The 21,040-nt window shown below is 67.4% G+C and carries 16 protein-coding genes; 9 read left to right on the top strand and 7 right to left on the bottom strand.

The annotated features are described in order from the left end of the window. Positions 1 to 144: 144 nt before the first annotated feature. The 4 genes from ACOQPD_RS07525 to ACOQPD_RS07510 form a co-directional block, all read right to left on the bottom strand. Positions 145 to 951 (bottom strand): hypothetical protein, encoded by an 807-nt coding sequence (locus ACOQPD_RS07525; RefSeq protein WP_420614273.1) that lies wholly within the window; start codon positions 949 to 951, stop codon positions 145 to 147. Positions 952 to 1,002: 51 nt separating this feature from the next. Next, positions 1,003 to 1,620, bottom strand: a complete 618-nt coding sequence (locus ACOQPD_RS07520; RefSeq protein WP_420614272.1) for a nucleotidyl transferase AbiEii/AbiGii toxin family protein — start codon at positions 1,618 to 1,620, stop codon at positions 1,003 to 1,005. Between the two features lie 64 nt (positions 1,621 to 1,684). Then, on the bottom strand, positions 1,685 to 2,479 hold the full coding sequence (locus tag ACOQPD_RS07515) for a type IV toxin-antitoxin system AbiEi family antitoxin domain-containing protein (RefSeq protein ID WP_420614271.1): 795 nt from the start codon (positions 2,477 to 2,479) through the stop codon (positions 1,685 to 1,687). Between the two features lie 296 nt (positions 2,480 to 2,775). Further along, positions 2,776 to 3,192, bottom strand: a complete 417-nt coding sequence (locus ACOQPD_RS07510) for a hypothetical protein (protein WP_420614270.1) — start codon at positions 3,190 to 3,192, stop codon at positions 2,776 to 2,778. Between the two features lie 57 nt (positions 3,193 to 3,249). Between ACOQPD_RS07510 and ACOQPD_RS07505 the strand changes: the two genes are divergently transcribed. Next, on the top strand, positions 3,250 to 3,783 hold the full coding sequence (locus tag ACOQPD_RS07505; protein WP_420614269.1) for a hypothetical protein: 534 nt from the start codon (positions 3,250 to 3,252) through the stop codon (positions 3,781 to 3,783). Positions 3,784 to 4,490: 707 nt separating this feature from the next. Here ACOQPD_RS07505 and ACOQPD_RS07500 read toward each other — a convergent pair. The 3 genes from ACOQPD_RS07500 to ACOQPD_RS07490 all read right to left on the bottom strand — a co-directional run bounded on the left by ACOQPD_RS07500 (position 4,491) and on the right by ACOQPD_RS07490 (position 6,053). Then, positions 4,491 to 4,835 carry a type II toxin-antitoxin system VapC family toxin gene (locus ACOQPD_RS07500; protein ID WP_420614268.1) on the bottom strand — a complete coding sequence of 115 codons (345 nt, stop codon included), beginning with the start codon at positions 4,833 to 4,835 and terminating at the stop codon, positions 4,491 to 4,493. 39 nt (positions 4,836 to 4,874) lie between these two features. Then, complete coding sequence (locus ACOQPD_RS07495) at positions 4,875 to 5,105, bottom strand: FitA-like ribbon-helix-helix domain-containing protein (protein ID WP_420614267.1); 231 nt, start codon at positions 5,103 to 5,105, stop codon at positions 4,875 to 4,877. Positions 5,106 to 5,621: 516 nt separating this feature from the next. Then, on the bottom strand, positions 5,622 to 6,053 hold the full coding sequence (locus ACOQPD_RS07490) for a hypothetical protein (protein WP_420614266.1): 432 nt from the start codon (positions 6,051 to 6,053) through the stop codon (positions 5,622 to 5,624). Between the two features lie 1,010 nt (positions 6,054 to 7,063). Here ACOQPD_RS07490 and ACOQPD_RS07485 point away from each other — a divergent pair. The 8 genes from ACOQPD_RS07485 (at position 7,064) to ACOQPD_RS07450 (ending at position 21,040) form a co-directional block, all read left to right on the top strand. Continuing rightward, positions 7,064 to 9,724 (top strand): vitamin B12-dependent ribonucleotide reductase, encoded by a 2,661-nt coding sequence (locus ACOQPD_RS07485; protein WP_420614265.1) that lies wholly within the window; start codon positions 7,064 to 7,066, stop codon positions 9,722 to 9,724. Between the two features lie 19 nt (positions 9,725 to 9,743). Continuing rightward, the gene (locus ACOQPD_RS07480; protein WP_420614264.1) at positions 9,744 to 10,544 is read left to right on the top strand and encodes a hypothetical protein; all 801 of its coding nucleotides are present in this window, start codon (positions 9,744 to 9,746) and stop codon (positions 10,542 to 10,544) included. 397 nt (positions 10,545 to 10,941) lie between these two features. Beyond that, the gene (locus tag ACOQPD_RS07475) at positions 10,942 to 11,328 is read left to right on the top strand and encodes a hypothetical protein (protein ID WP_420614263.1); all 387 of its coding nucleotides are present in this window, start codon (positions 10,942 to 10,944) and stop codon (positions 11,326 to 11,328) included. 35 nt (positions 11,329 to 11,363) lie between these two features. Beyond that, positions 11,364 to 11,702 (top strand): hypothetical protein, encoded by a 339-nt coding sequence (locus tag ACOQPD_RS07470; RefSeq protein WP_420614262.1) that lies wholly within the window; start codon positions 11,364 to 11,366, stop codon positions 11,700 to 11,702. A gap of 22 nt (positions 11,703 to 11,724) precedes the next feature. After that, positions 11,725 to 14,511: an ATP-binding protein gene (locus ACOQPD_RS07465; protein WP_420614261.1), complete on the top strand. Its 2,787-nt coding sequence runs from the start codon at positions 11,725 to 11,727 to the stop codon at positions 14,509 to 14,511. Between the two features lie 38 nt (positions 14,512 to 14,549). Next, positions 14,550 to 16,742 (top strand): hypothetical protein, encoded by a 2,193-nt coding sequence (locus tag ACOQPD_RS07460; protein WP_420614260.1) that lies wholly within the window; start codon positions 14,550 to 14,552, stop codon positions 16,740 to 16,742. Beyond that, a complete protein-coding gene (locus tag ACOQPD_RS07455) occupies positions 16,735 to 18,729 on the top strand; it encodes a hypothetical protein (RefSeq protein ID WP_420614259.1) in 1,995 nt (664 codons plus the stop codon). The genes ACOQPD_RS07460 and ACOQPD_RS07455 overlap by 8 nt, the downstream gene beginning before the upstream one ends. Continuing rightward, on the top strand, positions 18,722 to 21,040 hold the full coding sequence (locus tag ACOQPD_RS07450; RefSeq protein ID WP_420614258.1) for a TraM recognition domain-containing protein: 2,319 nt from the start codon (positions 18,722 to 18,724) through the stop codon (positions 21,038 to 21,040). The genes ACOQPD_RS07455 and ACOQPD_RS07450 overlap by 8 nt, the downstream gene beginning before the upstream one ends.

Here is a 21,040-nt window from a genome sequence, read left to right as displayed (position 1 = left end):
CACGACAGCCCGCCCGTGAACCCACGACACACTACTACCGGCCCCTACCGGTGGCTTTGGCTCGGTGAGCAGTCCGAACTGGTCTAGGACGGCCCGTCACAAGCTCAGGCCTCGGTGCCGGTCAGGGCGTTCGGTTTCGGGCGCCTAGATCTCTACGTGATCGCACCGCCACCCGGCCTGCGAGCACCGACATGTGTTCGATGTGGGTTCTGGGGTGGCTCGGCGACCGATGTCGTAGTCGGCGGTGGTCTCTATGAGTGACCTGAACTGGTCTAGAACGGCGGCGGCTGCCCGGTTGCTTGGATACGGCGGCGACTTGTCATCGACCGTGCCGTCGGCGTTGAGGCACAGCAGGTACCAGGGTTCGTTCGGGGAATGATTGAAGACAGCTACCGTCGGGCGGTCACTCGGCTCAGGGCCTTCGTCGAGGATGTGCAGCTTCTGGACGTTCACGAGTCGGACTAGAAAGTCGCGAGCTTCCTCGGCCTTAGCGAGAGTCGGGTGCGGCCCAGACAGCGGGCGTGGGATGCTGTCGGGTTCGGTCATCGCTACTTCCCAGCCCTGGTTGTCGAGCTGGTAGCGGCGGACTTGGACACCCACCGCGACCGGACCCTCCTGGTCGTGTCTGCCAGGTGCCCGGCTATCGGCTGGTTCGGATGACAGCGCCTGAGCTGCCACGTGAGTTCGCACGTTGAGTGCCTTCCATTGCAGCCAGGGCTCTGCTGTGATGCGGGCCCGTAGGCGGTCGTCGGTGGTGAGTAACTGGGATTCGATCTGGCCTCGGTCTATCAGCATGTCCAGGAAGGCTCCCTCGGATGGGGTGGAGGGAAGCACCATCTGCTGGGCCGGGGTGGCGTTGGCTTGGAGGTCAGCCAGGTAGTCGTCTACGGAGAATGAGCGGGTGCGCTGTGCGTCCGCCCGTGTCAGCGCGTCGCTGAGCTGCCGACTCAACGCGCCAGTCGCGACAACGGCCGGGGCGGCGCAGACCAACCGCCAGTCGGGTCAGGCACCACCGCCGTACACAACGAAGGCGGTGCGGAGCTTGGCCGGGTCAAGCCCCGGAATGCGCGGGATCAGCCCGGCGTCGAACAGGTCTCGGGGGTAGCCGCGGCTGAAGAGTGCGCAGAGTTTGCCTGCGGGGATCTCGTGGATATCGAACACGGGCACACCGGTGGCCTGCCAGCGGCCGAGGCGGCGGGAGTCGCGGCGTGTCGGGGGCCAGAGAGGCACCCGACGGACATAGCTCACATCCACCGCTAGGCCCTCGCTGCCCTCGAAGGCGTCTTGGTAGCGGAGATCCCGTTTGCCGCCGGCGTGGTCCCGAGCCAAGTTGGGACGCTTCTTCACTCGCAGCCCGTGCGCCGGGAGCAGACTTGCCAGGGCGTCCTCGACGGCTGGACGCTCCGCCTTCATCGTGTAGCGGTCGGCGGCGCCGATGTAGTTGTAGTCGAGATCGAACGACAGGCGGGGCGCGTCAAGGACGAACATGTTCAGAGCCGTGCCCCCGGCCAAAGCGAGCCGCCCGGCAAGGTAGGGGTGGGCGGCGATATCGCCAGCTAGCGCTAGGAGCCGCACGACCTTCTCGAGCCGGTCGGGTAAGAAGCCGGTGGCGTCGGCCAAAGCTTCGAGTTCTCGGCGGGTAGGTGGTGTCAGAAGACCAGTTCCCATTGGCGTTCCACGACCGCTACCGGTACCACCAGGTTCCAGGCATCAATGATGCGGGGCCGCGGGACGTCCGCGGGGTCGAGGTGGTAGGGCCTCCCCGGAAAGCTGGGCGGGCGGAACTGGTCGAGGTCGCTGGACGTGATCCCCACAGCCCTTGGTGCTGGTCCAAGAAGAACCCCACCTTTGCTCGCAGGGCCGGCCCCCCGTCCCGCAGTTCGCAGTCGGTGGCCACCGTTTCTACGTCGATGCTGTCCGCACGGTTCAGGGATTCGTAGATCTCGTCCCAACTCCCCCCGTAGTCGGGATCCGCCAGAGTGTCCACCAGGGTCCGTTCCATCCCTGTCACCCGCACGGTTCCGTCCGCATAGGTCTGTTTCACCACCCCGAAATGCTGATCCCCGGACGCGATGAGCCGCTCGGGGAAGCGAACCCCCCGGTAGTACATGCGGCCGTAGAACATTGGTGGGGCGGGGTCGGTCGCCGAGTACACGGCGGCGAACCACAGCGAGTACGAGATACCCCAAGAGTCCAGAGCCGCGTGGTGCGACACCACGGCGTCCGGGGCCATCTTGGTCGCGACCAAACTCGACATAGGCTGGAACCGGTCCGGGTCGATCCCACCGTTCACGACGGCGAACAGGTCAGGCCGCACCGCTACCACCCGTCCCGCCCGAAGCCACTGCTCCTCGAGGCGGCGGGCGGTCGCGACGGGACGGGCCACCCCGCGGGCGGCCAGGAACGCAGCGAGCTCGGAGCCGGTAAACACCGGCTCGATGTCTAGGAACGTCTCGTGGTCCACCGCAGATACCTCCACTGCTACAACCAACAGTAGCTACGGCCCGTTCATTCCGGGCGTTAGGCCGCTGACGACCCGCGTGTTGTGCAATTCTGGCTGGGCTGGGCTGGGCTGGGCTGTGTCTGAGTTCAGGCCGGCATGTTCCCGGCCCGCAAATTCGCTCCTAGGCTTTTGGGTTACGTTGTTTAACGCTCCAAGGGCCGGTTTCGGACGGTTACGGCTGAGTTCTGGCAACAAGTCCTGATCCGGGCGGTGATGGCCCCGCCACACGGGGCGAGCCTTCGGGGCCTGCCCCTGGGTTCCGCTGAGCGGGTTCAGCGGTCGTGGCGCTGCATCTCGGACGCGTAGACCCGTCCGAGGGTGTCTTTGTGGGCGGTGAGCCATTCGGAGAGCTTGGTAGGTGTGGTGGCCATGGGAGAGTCTCCGGAAACGCATAGGCCGGCGGTGAGGCCTTCGATCTCGTCGCTGGTGAGCACCACGTCTCGCGTCAACAGGCTGATGACTCGCCCGGCTGCGTAGACGAGGGGCCGGGGAGCGGGGAAGACGAACCAGCGTACGCCGATGCTGTCGCGTATGAGCCTGACGGGTTGGCGTTGCAGGTCGGTGTCTCCGGCGCCGGTCTCGAGAGCGTGGTATACGCGGGTAGGTGGGCTATCCCTAAGTAGGCGGCTAGACCCCGCCGGGCTCGAGCACTCGGGCGGCGTGGTCACGTGGTTGCCTGGGGTGCTCATCGTGTCCTCTGGCAGCGCTCAAGGGCACCTGGTATCTTCTACCCGCATGCTAGAATAATGAAGGGACTCTCAATATGGCCGTCATACAATGCCGGCGCCGATGACGATGGCGGCTGGCAGGAGACGGCAGCCCCGCCCGGCCTTGCGCCGTTCAACATCGGTGCCGGCGAGTGGCAGATACGCGCTGATGCTGCTCTCGTAGTCACTTGCGCCGGAGCCTGGATCGACATTGACACCTGGGGCCGAACGGTCAGCGGCCCATGCATCGAGACGTTCAACGACAACGACCATGCCGTTCCCATCCGCTGGCGGCCGGCTGTGGAACCGGCGCCGGAGCCGTTCCGGGTCCGGGTGACGAACGAGGCGCCGGTCGGCACCGAGCGGGTCTCGGGCCTCCCCGACGGGCGCTACCGTTTGCGCGTGTGGGGTCTGGCCGAGTGGCGGGTGGTTGGCTGTACCGGCTGGAAGACGGGGCTGCGGGCTGTGGTGACGGTAGGTGATGGCGGCTGCGTCGCCTCGGGCGGCGGCTTGGTAATCGAACTTCGCACGGCAACCGACTACCGAATCTGGGTCACCCGCATCGAGGGGTGACCCGAATAGTGGTCATCCCATCCCCTTGGGAGGGTCCAGGGATCGGGCTCCCGTTTGATCTGGCGGACTGAGCCGAGCACGGGAGGATGCTGAAACCCTCCGAATGCTCGTAGCGATCGACACCACCGGGCCGCTGGTTGCTACAGGGACGCTGTGAGCCCGAGCGCGGGAGTCATACCGCCAGGCAGTGGCCCTCTACCGTATCGACAGGATCAGCCAGGCGGAGAAATGCCAGACTGGTGGGCCATACCCGGTCATCCATCTCCGACCCGCTCAACAAGCAACCGGGAGAACCCCCTGGTAGACGCCCTATTTGACCGCCGCCCTGCCCCGCTTCCCGGCTGTTTCCCTTAACCGGGTCGTCGCCTGCCGCCTGCTTACGATCTGTGGTGCGGTTGTGGTCTTCTCGGGGGACGCAGCCACCGTAGACGGATAGGGGGAAGTATCCCGTCAGACGGGTGGTGACACCGAGCCGGGGGCAACGGCAGGCGGGCGGGCTATAAACAGATCAGCGGGCCGAGCCCTCGCTTAACCTTCGGGCAAATCTGCCAGGGTCGCGAAGGGCCAGGTCAGAGGGATACGCGACCGCGATACGCGACCGGTGGGGGGTGGATACGCGACCGGGCACTTGTCCTAGAGCCAACGCCAATACCGTCTGAGCAGGCATCGGTCAGAGCACAAGATTGCTGATGATGTCCCGGATACGGTTAGTTCGAGAGGACACGGATCTGACATTGTGGACCGGGCGCGCGGGCGAGTCGGGTGTCCAGCGTCAGCAAGGAACAGTCGAGTGCCTCGGCGAGCGCTATGTACACGGCGTCATACGGTGTGATGTTGCCTCGTAGCTGATACGCCCTCGCCATGAACGGGAGCACCAGAAAGCGGCGAGCCGCCAGCTCAGCGAGGTCGTCAATGGCTGCTCGGAACCTGTCAGGGTCGATGTCCCCGGCAAGCCATCGTTTCCTCCACACCGAGACGGCCTCAACGTCCGCAATGGCTATGTCCTGTCCGCGGTAGCTCGCGCCGGGCGACGCGGCCGTCTCCGCCGTCATCACCGAGGGCGCTCGCTAGCACGGATGCGTCAACGACGATCAATGCCGATGCCGGTCCTCAGCGACATCCTCCACTGCCCGTCGGAACGAAACGCGGCCACCCGAGCGGCTATCGACCCTATCCATCAACTCATCGACTGTGGGACGCGCAGCCAACTGCCTCAACTCCGCGAAGAGATACTGCTGGAGCGACTTGCCCTCGCGCATAGCCCGGCTCCGGAGCACGGCGTGTGTGTCGTCGGGGAGATCTCGGATAAGCACATGCGGCATAGTTGCATTATGATCGCACCGCTCCCGAGGACACGGGCCCGAGTCGCCCGAACGACACATGACCCGCCCAAACCTCGACCTATACGCCGAGATGGGTCCGACACACCGATAACATTCCAAATCACCCTCAGACGGTCAACGAGCCGACCAATGGCACCCGCAACGAGCAGCTAGCCGCCGCCGAGGACCCGGAGACATCCACCGAAACGCTCAGCCCGCTGGCACGGGATACGTCTTGGTGGCTAGTCCTCTGGGCCATAGCCCACAACCCGAACACCGGAGGGACACGCTCGAAGGGTTAGCGGGTGGGCGGGCGTAGATGAGGCCGCCGTCGGTCCAGGGGGCGTTCGCGGTCGCTGCCCGTCTTATGCCGAGCGGTGCCAGGTTGCGAGCGGTTCTTTGGAGATCGGCAGTACCACAAGACGACATGCAACACTGATAACCGAAAGAACCAGAATGGCCTCTGACATTGGGATATAGGGTATTGTGGTGGAGGTGCGGGTATCCGAATGTGGATTATGCGGTCGGGGTGCAGGGTGGTATGTAGTCGGGCGAGGGTGCTGGCGGCGTAGGCGTTGGGGTAGGTGCGGGGCGGCTTTGCTCCGCATCCTTCGCATCGCCAGGGTACATGGTGGGGCGGGTGGTGTCCCTCCTCTCTCCTAGCGGCTCTACGAGGATCTGTAGGTAGTCACCTTCACGGCTGGTGATCATCCACCAGGTGCCGGTTGGGGCGTGGCTGTAGCTGCGGATCGTGGCGTCCGGGTAGGTGCGGGTGATGGCGTCCCGGCTGCTGTCGGCGGTTGCCTCCCCTACCTTGCGGGGTTGGGTAGGCAGGTGCTCGGTGATGCGGTAGCGGTTCATCGGGTTGCTCCTTTGGGTGTAAAGGGCGTCTCGGTCGGCTGTCTCCTGGGCGAGGGTGTCGAGGTAGGCGTCTGGTTGCCTGAACACGGCTAGGTTTCGTTCGTATAGGTCGCGTCGGTCGGCGGGGTCTAGGGCCTCTAGCTCGACCTGGACTAGCTCGCCGTGGCGGGCGATGAACTCGGCGGCACGTGAGTCGGTGGTTTTTGCCTGGGTAGGGGGACAGGTCGCAGTCGGCTACCTGGTCGGCATCCAGGGCAACGGACTAGTCCGAAGTGGACGGTTACTAGCTAGGTTAGCTGGTGCTCTAGGTTCCGGTCTATGTCCTCGCCGTTGGGGTCGTGATCTCCGGCGTAGAGCAGGGCGGCTGGCCTGCCGTCCTGGTTGATCTCGGCGGCTATCTGGCGCTCTAGCCTCTAGGAAGTGTATCCGCCGTATCCGACGAAGGGTAGGCCGCGGTCATGGAACCATGCGCCTAGCTGGGCGGTTAGGGTGCGATTCTCGGCCACTATCCATTTCTACCAGTCCTGGCCCTCGGTGCGGTCTCGGCGGTAGGCGTCGCGGATGTAGGCGCGGGCTTCAGCGGGGTTGTCGAACGCGCCGGGCCAGTCAATTGGTGCGTAGCTGGTCGGTTAGGGTCGGCCAGTTGCCGGCTCTCCGTGCCGCGGTGGTTCGGGCGGACAATGTCTTGTAGGCGGTCTGAGTGTTGGGGATGTGGCCAGCGGCTACTAGCCGGTAGAACACTTGCCGCAACGTAACTGGGGTGTCATAGGCTCGTACTATGGCGGCGTCTTCCTCGATCACGGGTAGCCAGTCAATGCGGGGCATTACGTGGTGCTCCTGTCTCTCGGGCGGTGTCGCTCTACGGTTTGTCGACTGCTAGCGCTCTACGGCTGTCTCACTTTCGGCTGCGGGTGACGGCGCAAAGGCCCGGCGCTGGGATGGCGGGTTTGAGCGACCGCGGATGGGGATGCGCTACCGGGTGGGGGGTGGATTCGCGACCGGTCGCGGTTGAGCGCGACCGCGGGGAGTGGATACGCGACCGCTCTGGCACCCCCTGTGTGGTGTCATCTGTGGTAAAGCGAAGAAAGGTGTAACGGATGCGGGCGCCGATTGTTGTGTTGAACGGTGGGCAGAGCACCGACTCGGGGAGGGCTGTGGCAAGCCGGGATCGTCGTACGGAGCCGGTTGAGTGGTCCCGTCGGGACTTGCGTATCGTGGGCGGCGACGGGGCGGTTGTGTGGGAGCAGCTGGGTGTGGAGTTCCCTGTGGGTTGGTCTCAGCAGGCCGCGCAGATAGCGGCGTCCAAGTATTTCTGGGGGACGGTCGGTACCGCTGAGCGGGAGACATCTTGGAGGCAGCCGCTGGACCGTGTGGTGGGGACGATCACGGAGTGGGCGAACGACGGAGGCTACTTCGAGGGGGACCAGGCCGACCGTTTCGCCACCGACCTGTGGGAGGTGCTGGTCCGGCAGGAGGCAGCATTCAACAGCCCGGTCTACTTCAACCTGGGATGCCCGGACCGGGTACAGCAGGTCTCAGCCTGCTTCATCCTGCCTGTGGGTGACTCCCTACCCGCGATCCTGGACTGGATCAAGACCGAGGGGATGATCTTCCGCGGCGGCAGCGGTGCCGGCGTCAACCTGTCCGCTATCCGAGGCAGCATGGAACCACTGTCGGGCGGCGGGATAGCGTCGGGGCCTGTGTCGTTCATGGCGGGTGCTGACAGCTCGGCCGGGGCGATCCGGAGCGGCGGCAAGACACGTCGTGCTGCCAAGATGGTCCTTCTGGATGTGGACCATCCCGACATTGAGGAGTTCATAGTCTGCAAGGCAATCGAGGAACGCCGCAGCCGCGACCTGGCGGCCGCCGGATGGGACATGTCCCTGAACGCCGACCGGGGGCTGAGGTACCAGAACGCCAATAACTCGGTGCGTGTCAGCGACGCCTTCATGGAGGCGGTGGTCGCCGACGGCGAGTGGGAGTTGGTGGCCCGAACCACCGGCGAGGCGACCAAGACGGTAAGAGCTCGGGATCTGTGGCGACAGATAGCCGAGGCGGCGTGGGAGTGCGCTGATCCCGGGGTGCAGTATTCCACGACGATCAACCGCTGGCACACCTGTCCTAACTCGGGTCCGATCAACGGCAGCAACCCATGCAGCGAGTATGTGCACCTTGACAACACCGCGTGCAACCTGAGCTCGATCAACCTGTTGCGTTTCGTCGGCGGCGACGGCACGTTCGACGTGGATGGTTTCTCGGCCACGGTGCGGACGATGATCACCGCGATGGACGCGGTGGTAACCCCCGCGGACTACCCGACTGAGGAGATCGGTGACCGCACCCGACGGTACCGGCAGCTCGGGCTGGGCTACGCCAACCTCGGCGCTTCGTTGATGGCGTTGGGCCTGCCTTACGACTCGGAGCCCGGGCGGGCGTGGGCGGCGGCTGTTACCGCGTTGATGAGCGCTGTCGCGTACGACCAGTCAGTGGAGCTCGCCACGGAGCTGGGCCCGTTCGACGGGTACGCCGACAACGCCGAGCCGATGCGGGCGGTGCTCCGGATGCATCGGGACGCCGCCTACAGGGTCGGCCCGTTAGCGCCGGCACCGATCGTTGCCGCGGCTCAGGCGATGTGGGACCGGGTCGTGGACCGCTCCCGCCTGTACGGGGTCCGTAACAGCCAGATAAGCGTTTTGGCGCCCACGGGGACCATTTCGTTCATGATGGACTGTGACACCACGGGGATCGAACCCGACCTGAGTCTCGTCAAGTGGAAGCAGTTGGTCGGTGGCGGCACGCTGCAGATGGTCAACGGGACAGTGGGACGTGCGCTCAGAACCCTCGGCTACGGCGACGCGGCAGCATCGGCCATCGTGAAGCACATCGAGGGCGCCGGCTCGGCCGTGGACGCTCCGGGCCTGCTGAGCGAACACCTCGACGTGTTCGCCACCGCTATGGGCGACAACCGCATCTCACCGGAGGGCCATTTGCGGATGATGGCGGCGGTGCAGCCGTTCCTCTCGGGGGCGATCTCCAAGACGGTCAACCTCGACGGTGATGTGACCGTGGAGGACGTGGAGGACCTGTTCCTCCTGGGTTGGCAGCTGGGCCTGAAGGCGGTGGCTATCTACCGGGACGGCTCCAAGTCGGACCAGCCGATGACCACCACCGACACCAGCTCGGAAACTACGGACAGCCCCCCGCAACTGCCGGAACGGCGGGAGCTGCCCCGCAGCCGTGAGTCGTGGACGACCGCATGGCGGGTAGCCGACTATTCGGGGTACCTGACCGTGGGCCGTTACGAAGACGGACAGCCCGGCGAGATCTTCCTGAACGGCGGCAAGCAGGGCTCGACTATGGCCGGGTTGTTGGACGCTTGGGCGATCTCGGTGAGTCACGGACTCCAGCGCGGTGTCCCCCTCGAGAGCTACATCCAGGCCTACAAGGGCATGAGCTTCCAGCCGGCGGGGCTGACCGACGATCCGGACGTGCGGGTGGCAACGTCGCTGCCCGACTTCTTGATGCGGGTTATGGCTCTGCGGTTCCTGGACGAGGACACGCGGCAAGGCCTCGGCGTGCTGTCCAGCGCTGAGAGGGGGGCGCAGCCGATCCCCGGTCTGGAGACCGCTGGCGTAGTCTCCACGGTGACAGAACATGCCTCGTCGGCGCCGCTGTGCCTGGAGTGCGGTATCCAGATGGTCCGGGCGGGCTCGTGCTACGCCTGTAGCCAGTGCGGCACCACGAGCGGCTGCAGCTGAGGGAGATCACACCCAGACAATGGCGATCACGCCGTCACCGTTCATGCTGCTGGAGGCCTCCCCGGACAACGGGGTGATCCACTTCATCGCGTCCGCCGAACGTGGCCATGTGCAGATCAGCGGACGCAGCGACCGATGGGGTACCGCTCGGACCGGGGCGGGCGAGTCGCGGATGCTGCCCGGTCTGCATCGGACGCCGGCAGCGGCGGCGTCCGCCCTCGGCCGCCGCTACGACCTGGTGCCTTACCGGACCGCTGACGAATTCCACCTGTGGCGGGAACGGGACGCCCGCCGGGCCGCAGCGAACGCCCTCCGGGCGCCCCGGGCCTCTTACCACGTTCCGCTCGCTCCCCGTGGTTACACGCTGTCCACCGACTGGTCTGCCGGCAAGTACCGCTTCTGCGCCAACGCCGGGGGCGGCCGGGCGCTCCTGGCCGGGATGGGTACACACTGGTCGGCCAGCATCGTGGAGGCGGCGTATCCGTCCAACAGGCAGGTCTACGGAGCGGAGTTCGTGACCGCCGAGGAAGCCGCCGCCGCGATTGCAGGCGCCGGCCACCAGGTGACCCTGTGGGACCGGGCCACCGAACAGCGGCGGGAACACCCCGACACGATCCCCCTTATCGACGAGCACGGCGACGCCTTGTGGATAGTGGAACGGGATTGGTACTACCGGCTGGCCGGACCTGGCCACCCACGAGCTCCCGCCCCGAGTCCGCGACGTGGAGGCACCGGGCCGGATGCTATGACGATGCCGGCAGCCCCCGGAGGCGTCGCTGGCTCGACCTCGAGCACCGTCCGGAGCGGGCCGGCGGACTGACCTGACAGCGCACCGGGTTGTTCTGGAGCTGCCCCGGCAGCACCTGTAACTCATCCGGGGCCGCCGCTCCCGTTTCCGGCTGAAACACCCTCAAACGCCCACGTCGGTTGGATACGCGACCGGGGCAGGGGTGGATACGCGACCGGGGCAGGGGTGGATACGCGACCGGGGCAGGGGTGGATACGCGACCGGGGCAGGGGTGGATACGCGACCGGGGCAGGGGTGGATACGCGACCGGTCGCGGTTGAGCGCGACCGGGTAGGGGTGGATACGCGACCGGGTAGGGGTGGATACGCGACCGGGTAGGGGTGGATACGCGACCGGTCGCGGTTGAGCGCGACCGGGTAGGGGTGGATGCGCGACCGGGTTTCGGGGGGTGGGTGGCACAGTTTCTTCCATGACGTACGCAACTACCAGCGAAGCACCCGGTACTGCTCTCCCGGCCGCGGCCCTGTCCGACGAACTGTTCGAGGCACTTTTGGCGGCGGTGGAGGTAGTGGCACCTGAACCCGCCGAAGTGGGCGCCCCCGTAACCACCGGGGTTGACGCTGCTCCGAGTTGGGAGTGGACACCGCCGGTGGACGCTCCGTGGAGAGGCGGGACGCTGGACACGGTGACGCAGCTGGCGGACATGTGCGGCGGGGTGGTCTCGGACGGGTTACTCCCGGAGCAGGACCGGACCCGTGTGTTCGCCCGCCGCCTGGCCAGAGCCGGCCGGCTGAGAGGTAGCTCTTACATCGATGGGAGGTTCGTGGCTGCCGCCCCCGAGTCAACAGACGCTTAGGCCACTAAGACGCACAACCAAAAGGAGGACCCGCAATGTTCGATGTAATCGCGAACCTCATAGACAAGTTCCTGGTGCTGGTGCTGCTCGGTTTCGGACTCGCCACAGGGGCAGGAATGTTGTTCGCCTATCTCAAGACGCGGAGCGCCCCCGCTGTGTTGGGCATGGCGGCCTTGGGTATCTCGGCGATGGTGCTGGTGGCCAACATGACCACGGTCGCCAACCTTTTCGGCGCTGACGTGCTCGGTGACGACAGGGTCACTGTCGAGCAGGTGACCGGCAGAAGCGGCCCCAGCCCGACCACTACCAATCCCGGAGGTTCTACCGGCACCACTGTCTGCACCGAGCAGCAGTCCGAGGCCGGCGTCTGCTGACCGGGTGCCGGGGAGGTAGAAGATGGCTACGAAGCAGGGCAGCCGGACGTGCCAATCGTTCACGGCTGCCCGCCGCCGCCCGACCGAGATGGGCCGGATCCCAGGCTTGAGCTTGCCGTGGACGTTCACTCTCCCCCAAGTGGGAGTGTTCGTCGCGGCCCTCCTGTTGGGGCTGCTGCTGGTCCGGCTGGGGGTGACTGCGTGGGTGCTGGTACCTCTGTTGGGCGGCGCAGCTGCTGTTGGCCGTGCCTTGCGGCGTGTCCGCGTGGACGGTCGTGGGTTCGCTGCCGGAGCCGCCGGCAAGGTCCGGTTCTGGTTGCATCGGCAGTCCCACAAGACGCTGACCGACCGTTCCGCCGACCTGGTGGCTGGCAACGCCGCGGTCGGCAGCGACCACTCGATGTGGTTGCTGTTCGCGGTGGAGCCCGCCAACTACGGGCTGCTGGCCGACACCGCCGAGGGCCTCGGGTCCCTCGCCGCGGTGGAGCGGCTGGTCCTGGCGGTGGGCGGAGAGCGGTGGCGGCTGCTGTCGACGGTGGATCAACTCAGCGCCAGCACCGTCGCCGACCGGATGCGACGCGCCTCGCAGGAGCCTTCGTGGGAGGCCGAGATCGCTGCGGAAACAGCCCGTATCCGCTCCGCTGAGCTGACCGAGCGAAGCTTCTGGCTGTGGGTTCACGCCGGGCGGGTACCCCTGGGATCGAACCTGGTGGGCTGGTGGCAGCGGGCACTCCGAGCCGGCGGCTACACCCGTCCGCTCCGAGCCGGCGCTATCGGCTGGGAACGTCTGGCAGCCCGCACCGAACAGATAGAGTCCCGCGCGGCGGGCTCGGTACCGCTGCGGGCGGCGACCCTGGACGAGGTGACGGAGCTGTTGGACCGGGTGCCTCTCGGGGCTACCACTCCCCCCGTGCTAGCCGAACCTGACGACCATCCCCACTTGGCTCTCCCGCAGTTGTCGCCCGGCGCGGTCACAGTCGGCCGGGGCATTGTGCAGGGAGCGTCCGCGTGGCGGAGGGGCACTGCCGAGTGGTGCGAACCGGCCAGCGGTGTGTCCCTGGCCGCTACCCGCCACGGGACGGTAGCCCACACGACCGCAGCCCTGTCGGAGATCCCGTCTTCGTGGAACGTGCCCGGCGGCGGTGAAGTGCTGTGGGCGCTTGACGCCCTCGAGGACCCGTGGGACTGGGTGGTGGACGTGACGGTCACGCCCCACGCGGTGGCCACCGCCCGAGCGCGTAACCTGGACCGGCAAATCGCCGGCCAGTGGTCTCAGCATGACGGCGACCCCGCTGGGGCACCACCCGAGCTGCGGCTAGCCGCCGAGCAGGTGGCAGGCCAGCGGGAGGCGCTGGCGGAACGCTCCGACAGCGACGAATACAACATAACCGTCTTGTTCTCCACGGCGGTACGCGTTGCCGGCGACGACGTGGCCACGGCAGTCCGAACTCTCCGCTCCCGCACGCACCGGCTCGAAGCCCGCGCTGCGGCGGTCGGTATGTCCGTGTCTGTCCCATCCGGCGACCAGGTCGCCGCCCGGCGGGTGTGGCTCCCCCGTGTGTCCTCGGCCCGCTACCTCCATGACTACGGGCAGGTAGTGCTTTCCGATGGGTTGGCCGGGTTAGGTCCGCTGCTCCAGTCACGGCTCGGCGACCCCCAAGGCGCGCTGCTGGGTGTCCACGACGAACGCGGCTGGCTGGAGCCGATCCTGTTCGATCCGACCCTCGGGCCACGCGCCCAAGCTGTCGGGGCCGAACCTCAGTCTCCCTCGATCGGCGTGGTGGGCAGTCTGGGATCGGGCAAGAGCGTGTTTCTGAAACGGTGCTTGTGGACGACATTGGCGGCGGGTGGCCAATGTGTGGTAGCTGACCGCAGCGACCGCGACGTCGGCGAATACGTCTCCTTCGCCCAGGTGGTCGCTCAGGTCACCGACCTGAGCGTGGAAGTGATCGATGTAACCGCCGGGGAGGTGTCCCTCGACCCTCTCCGCACCCTCTCTGACCGCAGAGCCGCCGCGGATACCGCAGTGCGGTTACTCTCCCACGTTCTCGACCTCGATGCCCGCTCCACGGTGGCTACCCAACTGGGACGCACCGCGGCCCGATGCCACGGCCGGTCGATGCTGGAACTGGTGGACACAGCCGCCGAAGGTGACAAGACCACTCCCCCGGCGGTGTGGGCCGAGCACCGGAACCTAATCACCCACCTCGCCGAGAACACGGTCGCCGGCGCCCTGTTCGACCCGCGTCGCCGTCCAGCTGACTTGTCAGCCGACCTAGTGGTGCTCCACGCCCCCGGCCTGGTCTTGGCCGACACAACCGACACCGCCGCCGATATCGCCGCCGCCGCGGTGGTGCTGGGGATGTTGTTGGTAGGCCACGCCGCTACTTTCGCCCATCCCCGCTTTTCGGCTCTCCTCCTGGACGAGGCATGGTCGCTGGTCCGTGACCCGCGGGCGCAGGCGTCGGTGGTGGAGGCGTTGAGAGACGGGCGCAAGCACAACACCGGCGTGTGGATCGGTACACAGTCGGCCAACGACTTCACCGTGAACGCCGAACTGCGAGAACTGCTGGGGCATGTTGCCGTGTTCAGGGTACTCAACCTCGAGGCGGGCACGGAGGCCGCCAAGTTGGCCGGGGCGGACCCCGACATAGCCGCCCCCCTGCTGACCAGCCTGCCCACGGGCACGATGCTCTGGCGGGACATATACGGGCGGCTAGGCGTAGTAGACGTTCTCCTGCCGGCTGACCCCCGCGCCGCAGCGGCGGTAGACACCACGCCGGCGCCGGCGCTGAGCACACAGAAATGACGGCGAGACGTCCCCGCCGGGGGGTGCTCAGTGCGGCGGTGACAGTTGTCCTCCTTGCTGCCACCGCCGCACCGTCAGCCGCCCAGCCGGACGTGACCGTACCGGCCGCGGCTCCGACCACCACGATGCCCTCACCGGCGGAATCCGCCCCGGCCCAGTCCCCCTCGACCACGCAGAAAGACTACGGCTGCTGGGCAGCGGCGATGGCCGGTGTGTCCGTAGGCGAGGACTGCGACCCGGCCTATCTCCCGTCCACTACACCCGCTAACCAGCTGGCCGACTGCTTCTCTACGTCCGTAGCCGGCAACGAAGACGACTGCACCATCGGCGGGGCGTCACCGACGCCGGCGGCAGCCGAGCTGTCTTGTAGGTGGGAGTCGAACGGGCCGGGGATGGGCGGACAGGTCGTGTGCCCCCAACAGTTGGCGGGCCTCACCGACATCCCCACCGACTGCGGCTACCTGGACGCTGCCTGGTGCGCGTCCTCGGCGGGTACACCCCGGGAAATACTGATGGAGGAACTGGCAGGCTGCGCGCTGCTGGCAGAGGACGCTCCGCTTTCTGAGGTGACTTCGGTAGCGCCCGGCTACCTCCGTGGTGGCCAGAGCTTGCCGGCGACCGTGAACATGCGCGCCAACTGCGTCCGGGACACGTACGCGAAGCTGGCCACCCTCGAAGCCCCCCGGGGCTGGTTTAACTCGGCTTCCGCTCCGCGTACCTCGGCGTCGTTCCCGGTAACGACCTACCACATGTTCCACCGAACAGAAGGGAAGCTGGGGCTGCAGACGCTGACCAGCCCGTTCATGGGTTTGGTCCTCACGATGGTCTGGCAGGCTGGGCTAGTCGCGTTGCGGGTGGCGATGTGGGCGTTCGACTGGGCAGTGTCGGGTTCGGTGACCGCCATTTTGGCCGGGATCCCCGGCGAGCTGGCACGGCTCCTCCAGACGCAGGTGGTGCGGGGGCTGCGCCTCTACGAGACGGGCCTCGCGCTCCTTGGAGCGGCGGCAGGGTGGAAACTGCTGCGGGGCCGTGTGGCAGACGCCGCCAGCACGGTCGTCTTCGCCTTGCTGGGGTTCACGTTGGGCTGGTTCTTGCTGACGCCCGCCGCGTTTTCGGGCTACTACGCCGGAGCGTTGGAGACTCGGCAACTGTTGGCCGATGGGTTGACCTTCGGGGTGATCGCAGATGCCGGAGCCGACCTCGACGCCGCTGCTGCTATGCAGGTCGTGCTGGATTCCACGGTGCACACACCTTGGGAACACTTGAACTTCGGGTCGGCCCTCGACGACCGATGCCACATCGAAGCCGCCCAGAGGCTTCTCATCGACGGTATCCGCTCGCAGGCCGCTACGAACCTCGATGTGCTCCGCGACTGCGGCGCGCAGGGCGCTGCTATGGCCGACTTCGCCGCGACCGCTACCTCGGAGCGGCTGTTCGGCGCTTTTATGGTGGTGGTCGGCCAGATAGCGGTGGCGGGGCTGGTGTTCGTAGCGGCCGGCCTTGCTCTGCTGTCGGAGGTGCTGTTGGGCGCGGCGTTCGCTTCGTTGCCGGTGGCTGTGGCCGGGGTGCTCTGGCCAGGCGGCCGGAAGGTCGTGGGTGCGTGGTTTTCGCTCCTGCTGCGGGGCATGGTCGGGTTCGGCGCCGGGATGCTGTTCCTGAGCCTGGTAATGACCGTTCTGGCGGCCGTTGTGGGCCGCACCCAGGGCATGGCACTCCTCGAACGTTCGCTGGCGTTCTTGTTGGTCGCCTGGGCAGGCTGGCGGCTGCGCAAAGTGTTCCCGAAGGCGGCTGCTCAGCTCTCTGCCCAGTTAGGCGGGAAAGTTTCGGCGGCGTTCTCCCAGCAGGGAGTCGGCGGTGGCGGGTCTGTCGCCGGCGCAGCCGCCGGTGGCCTGGCGGGAAGTTTCGTCGCCGCCCACCTCGCACCCCGCGGGATCACTACTGCCGCCAAGATCGGAACGAAGCGCCTCCAAGGTGCCGCTCAGAAGGTGACCGGACTAACCGCCGCGGCGGCGGGCGCTGCTGCTAGCCAGAGACCGGGGCTGCAAACCCTCGCGAAGGTGGCGGCCAGCACCAAGGGCGGCAAAGCAGCGGTAGAAGGCCGCCAGGCGAAGGGGCTGGCCGGGAAGTCGTCCCAGGCCGCCGCGGAGGGCATGGCCCGCTGGCTCGCCGGTAGGGGCGGACGCCCGGCCTCCGCCCCCTTCGGGCCTCGCCCGGGTGCGGGCAGTGGTTAGGCCGCCCCGGGTCCGGAAGGCCCTGGCCGTCACCCGGCGTGGTGTTCAGGCGCTTGCCGGCGACCCCAAAGCGCTGGGACGCATCGGCGTGGCCGCCGCCCGCCGGGCACCCCGAGTCGCCGCTGCCGCCGCGGTGCTGTTCGCTGGTGGAGTCGTGTTGGTCGCTGCCGGGTTCGGCACGGCTACGGGGATGCCGTTCGGCGCCAGCGACCAGGTGTGGACCGCATACCAGCTCGCCGCCAGCGTCATCTGCCAGCGAGGTGGCGGAGCCATGCTATGGCCACCGGACGCGGACACACAGCCGGAGGGCGACCGGATCGACTGGCGACTCGTAGCCGCCCTCGGGGAGGTATCTTCGGCTCACGCCGCCGGGGTCTCCGTTAACGCGTTCGGGGACACGCTCACACCGTTGGTCGACCAGCCCGACCGGGCAGACACCGACGGGGGCCGGTTCGACGGCTCCGCCACCGCTGACGCCCGCGTAGGCCCGCTCGCTCTGTGGCCCGCCGAGGTGGTCACCGAAGGCCTGGACGGGAACTTCGACGAGATCGTGGACCCACACAACGTGTGGGACGCTGCGGTTACGGCAGCGGCGGCGCTTTGTGTCCGTGGGGCAGCCGACGACCCGGTAGGGGCGCTTTTGGCGTGGCGGCCCGACCGGGCATGGGCGGATAGCGTGCTGGCCGCCTGGGATGACATCACCTTCCAAGCCGCCGCGGCGACCGGCCCCGTTCCCTGGGGAGCGCCGCTCGCGTACACGCCCCGGTCGGCAGGCGGTGGCGGCCCGGTATTGGCGGCGCTGGTTGACCGCTGGGGCGGGCCCGACACATCCGTGACGTGTGAGGGCGGTATCTGCGGGGTCAAGCTCGGGTTCGTACCCGAGGGCGTAGCCGCCTGGAACGGGCTGTTGGAAGTCGGCTACGGCGCTCCCGTGGCCGTTCCGAACTGGGGGTTCACCGCCGCCGGCGACCCCAGCCGCCACGCCCGTATCTTGCCGTGGGCCGTAGGGCTGTCATGGCTTTTCCCCGCCACTCCCCCACCACAGCCGGCCACCTACTCCCCGCCGGGGTGGTGGACGTTCACGCTGCCGCCTTCGTCTTCGGCCTGGACGAAGCCGACAGACGGGTACCAGCTGCGGATCCCGGCAGCGGCAGGCACCACGGTGTACGCCCCGACCGCTGGTACCGCCGAGTACCACGCCGGCGGTTGCGTCCACATCCACGACCAGGACGACGCCCGGTGGGAGCTGTGCGGCGTGCTGGCGCACCCGGGCGGGACAGCGCCGCCACCGTCGGGGCCGTTGCAGAGGCTGCTTCGGGACTGGCCCGAACTGGAACGTGCCGCCCGCCTGACCCCACCGGCGGTGTTGGTCAACCTGGGCACGTTCTCATGCCGGAAGGTGCACGACTCCGAAAGCTGGTCTCCTCACAGCTGGAACAACGCGGTGGACCTAGCCGTGGACGTGGACGGCGACCTGGACCGGGAGCCGCACGACATGGACTCCGCAACGTCTCACGACGCTCTGAGCCGGCTCACCGCTGCGCTGGCACGGACGATGTACAACCCGCGCACCTCAGCCCTCGAGGACGGGTCCACCCTGATCCAGGACCAAGCTCCGCAACGGGGTGAATACCAGATCCGCAATCTCGTGTTCAACCTCGATTACGAACCGGGTACCCCGGTGTCCGTCGTCCGCCACGACGAGCACCTCCACGTCGACTTCTGGGTAGGCCCCAAGCCCGACGAACCCGACTGCACCCCGCACGCGGTGACCGCCGGCGAGGGTATCGGCATAGCCCCGGGCGGGGCTGTCACAGTCGCTGTCTGGGGCCCCGAGGATCGGCGTCTCTGCCCGCAAGGACTGTTCCGGGCGTGGCAGCGGGGCGACCCGCTCACTCCCGCCGCCCTCGAAGCCGAGCTGCTGGCCGAGGAGGAAGCCGCCGCCGCTGCCGACGAACCCGAGGAGCCGGAGGGGTGCGATGAGTGACACAGCCGACAACAGGGCAAAGAGAGCGCCGGTGTCGCTCGGGGAGAACACCCCCACCTTTTGGGTGACGGTGGCTGCCGCGGGGATACCGACCGTGTGGCTGGTCCTGGGCGCGACCCTGGCAACCGGTACCTGGGTGGTGGGCGGCCGCCCGGGCGGCTGGCCGTCGGTGCCCGCTCTTTGGGATGTCGGGTGGAAGATGGCGGCCGATGGTGCCCGACTCGACGAGGCGTGGCTGCTGGTGTCCCAGTCTGATGCTGTAGCTGCTGCGGCGTGGCTGTGGCTACTTACCGCAGCGTATGTGGCCACGCTGACGTTCGGTGCTTCGTCGCTCTATCGCTGGAAGGAAGCGGGCTGGCCAACTACAGCCCTTGCCGGCCTCCTGCGGTTCGGCGGAGGTTTGCCTAAGGAGTTCCGCCACCGGACCTGGCCGCTGCCGCCGCCCTACTCCCCGATGGTTCCCGGGCCGGGGGTGCTGCTCGGACACAATCGAGGCAGCCACATAGTGGCCGCGGCCGGGCGGCCGGTGTTGGTGCTCGGCCCTACGGGCAGCGGCAAAACAAGGCATGTGATCGCCGCGAATGCCGGGCACTGGCCGGGGCCGGTAGTTGCCACCAGCGTCAAGACCGACCTGGCGGAGTGGACGCTTAAGCACCGGGCAGAGAAGGGCACCTGCTACGGCTACGACCCCACCGGGAAGATGTGGCACTGGATGCGCCGCCACGGGATCGTCCCGGTGGTGTGGGACCCGGTGAGGATGCTGGCCCAGGTACCTGCCGCTGACCGGCGAGAAACCGCCGCTCTGCTCGCTCAGTTCCTGGCGTCGCAGTCGTCTTCCCACGACGCCGGAGCGCAAGGTATCTGGGCCACGCTCGCCCAGCAATACCTGGCTGAGGTACTGGTCGTCGCCGCCGAGATGGGCGACACAGGACCCGCCGACGGCGGAGTGGGGTTGTCCACAGCGCTGAACTGGGTGATGGACATAAAGGGGATGGCACAAGACCCGATGCTGAAGAACGCCGACCTGGGGGCAGAGGGTCGGCGGTCGATGCGGCGGCTCAAAACCCTCGCCGGCAAGGACGACCGCTTCCAGGGATCGGTCGAGATCACCGTCAAGGAGGTGACCTCGGCTCTCGAGTTCACCGGTACGGCGGGCGAGGCCAAGCACCCTCCCCCGCTGGTACCCGCCGACCTGACCACCTCGGGCGGCGAGGACACGCTCTATCTCATCGCCGACCACATGTCGCAGGTGACTCATAAGCCGGTGTTCGCTGCGGTCTCGAGGTGGTTGTTCCACCAAACGGAGACACACCAGCCCGACCCGGACACCCGGCCACCGCGGCCTCTGTTCGCGTTGGACGAATTGGCCAACCTGGCCCGCCTCGCTGACTTGCCGCAAGTGCTGTCGACGATCCGCTCCCGAGCGCAGGTCATCTGTGGCATCCAGGAACGGAGCCAGCTCGAGGCGGGCTGGGGGCAGGCCAACGCCCAGACCCTGACAGGCAACTGCCCTGTGAAGATGCAACTCCCCGGCAGCACCGACGCCGGCGCCCTCCGCGACTGGGCGATCCTGGCCGGCACGGACGAAGACACCGACGACATCGACCAGGCAGCTTCGTGGCGGACCATCCCCAAGGGCCACGCCCGTGTGATCGCAGACGAACATCCCGCCTTCACGATCGCTATGGCCGACCCCGACCGCTGGCTGGCGGATACGGTACCCACCGCTCAGAACCCCCCGGGAGCCGGTAGCGAAGACACGTCCGAAGCGTCGGCGGCGGACGACCGGCCGTACACCGGCGGGGGAAGTGCCCCTGACGAGCGGCCCCCAGCGAACATGTTCGAGCCGCCACCGCCGGACCCGATAGCGGACGAGGTTGCCGCGTATGTGGCAGCGGGCAACGAAGCCGCCGCTCAGGCGGACACGTACTACGACACCGACCCCGGCACCGGGGAGGAAGCACCTCCCGACCCGACGGAGCCGGCCACGACCGTCCCACCGCCAGCCAGCTCCGCGCCGACCGTTTCAGCCGGAAACACCGGCCACGTGGTAGCCGCCTCGCGACCCGTATCAGGTACCGACCTGAACGGGCAGCCAGCCCCAGACGGGCTGTGGCTGCCTCCGTCGGTCGGGTCGAGGGGGTCGGACTACTCGGCGGAACTGGTCGAGGCGGCCCTACTCGCCGGCGACGAACCCGACGAGGACCCCGACCTCCTGAAGGTCTACTTCGACGAGGAGGGCCGCAAGTTCGGGGTTCACCCGTTTGGTCACACCTACGGATACGACGACGTACCAGGAGAGGAGAGCTGA

The sequence above is a fragment of the Candidatus Spongiisocius sp. genome (assembly GCF_965221825.1).
Lineage (GTDB): Bacteria > Actinomycetota > Acidimicrobiia > Spongiisociales > Spongiisociaceae > Spongiisocius.
This window is presented reverse-complemented; position numbering and strand designations above follow the sequence as displayed.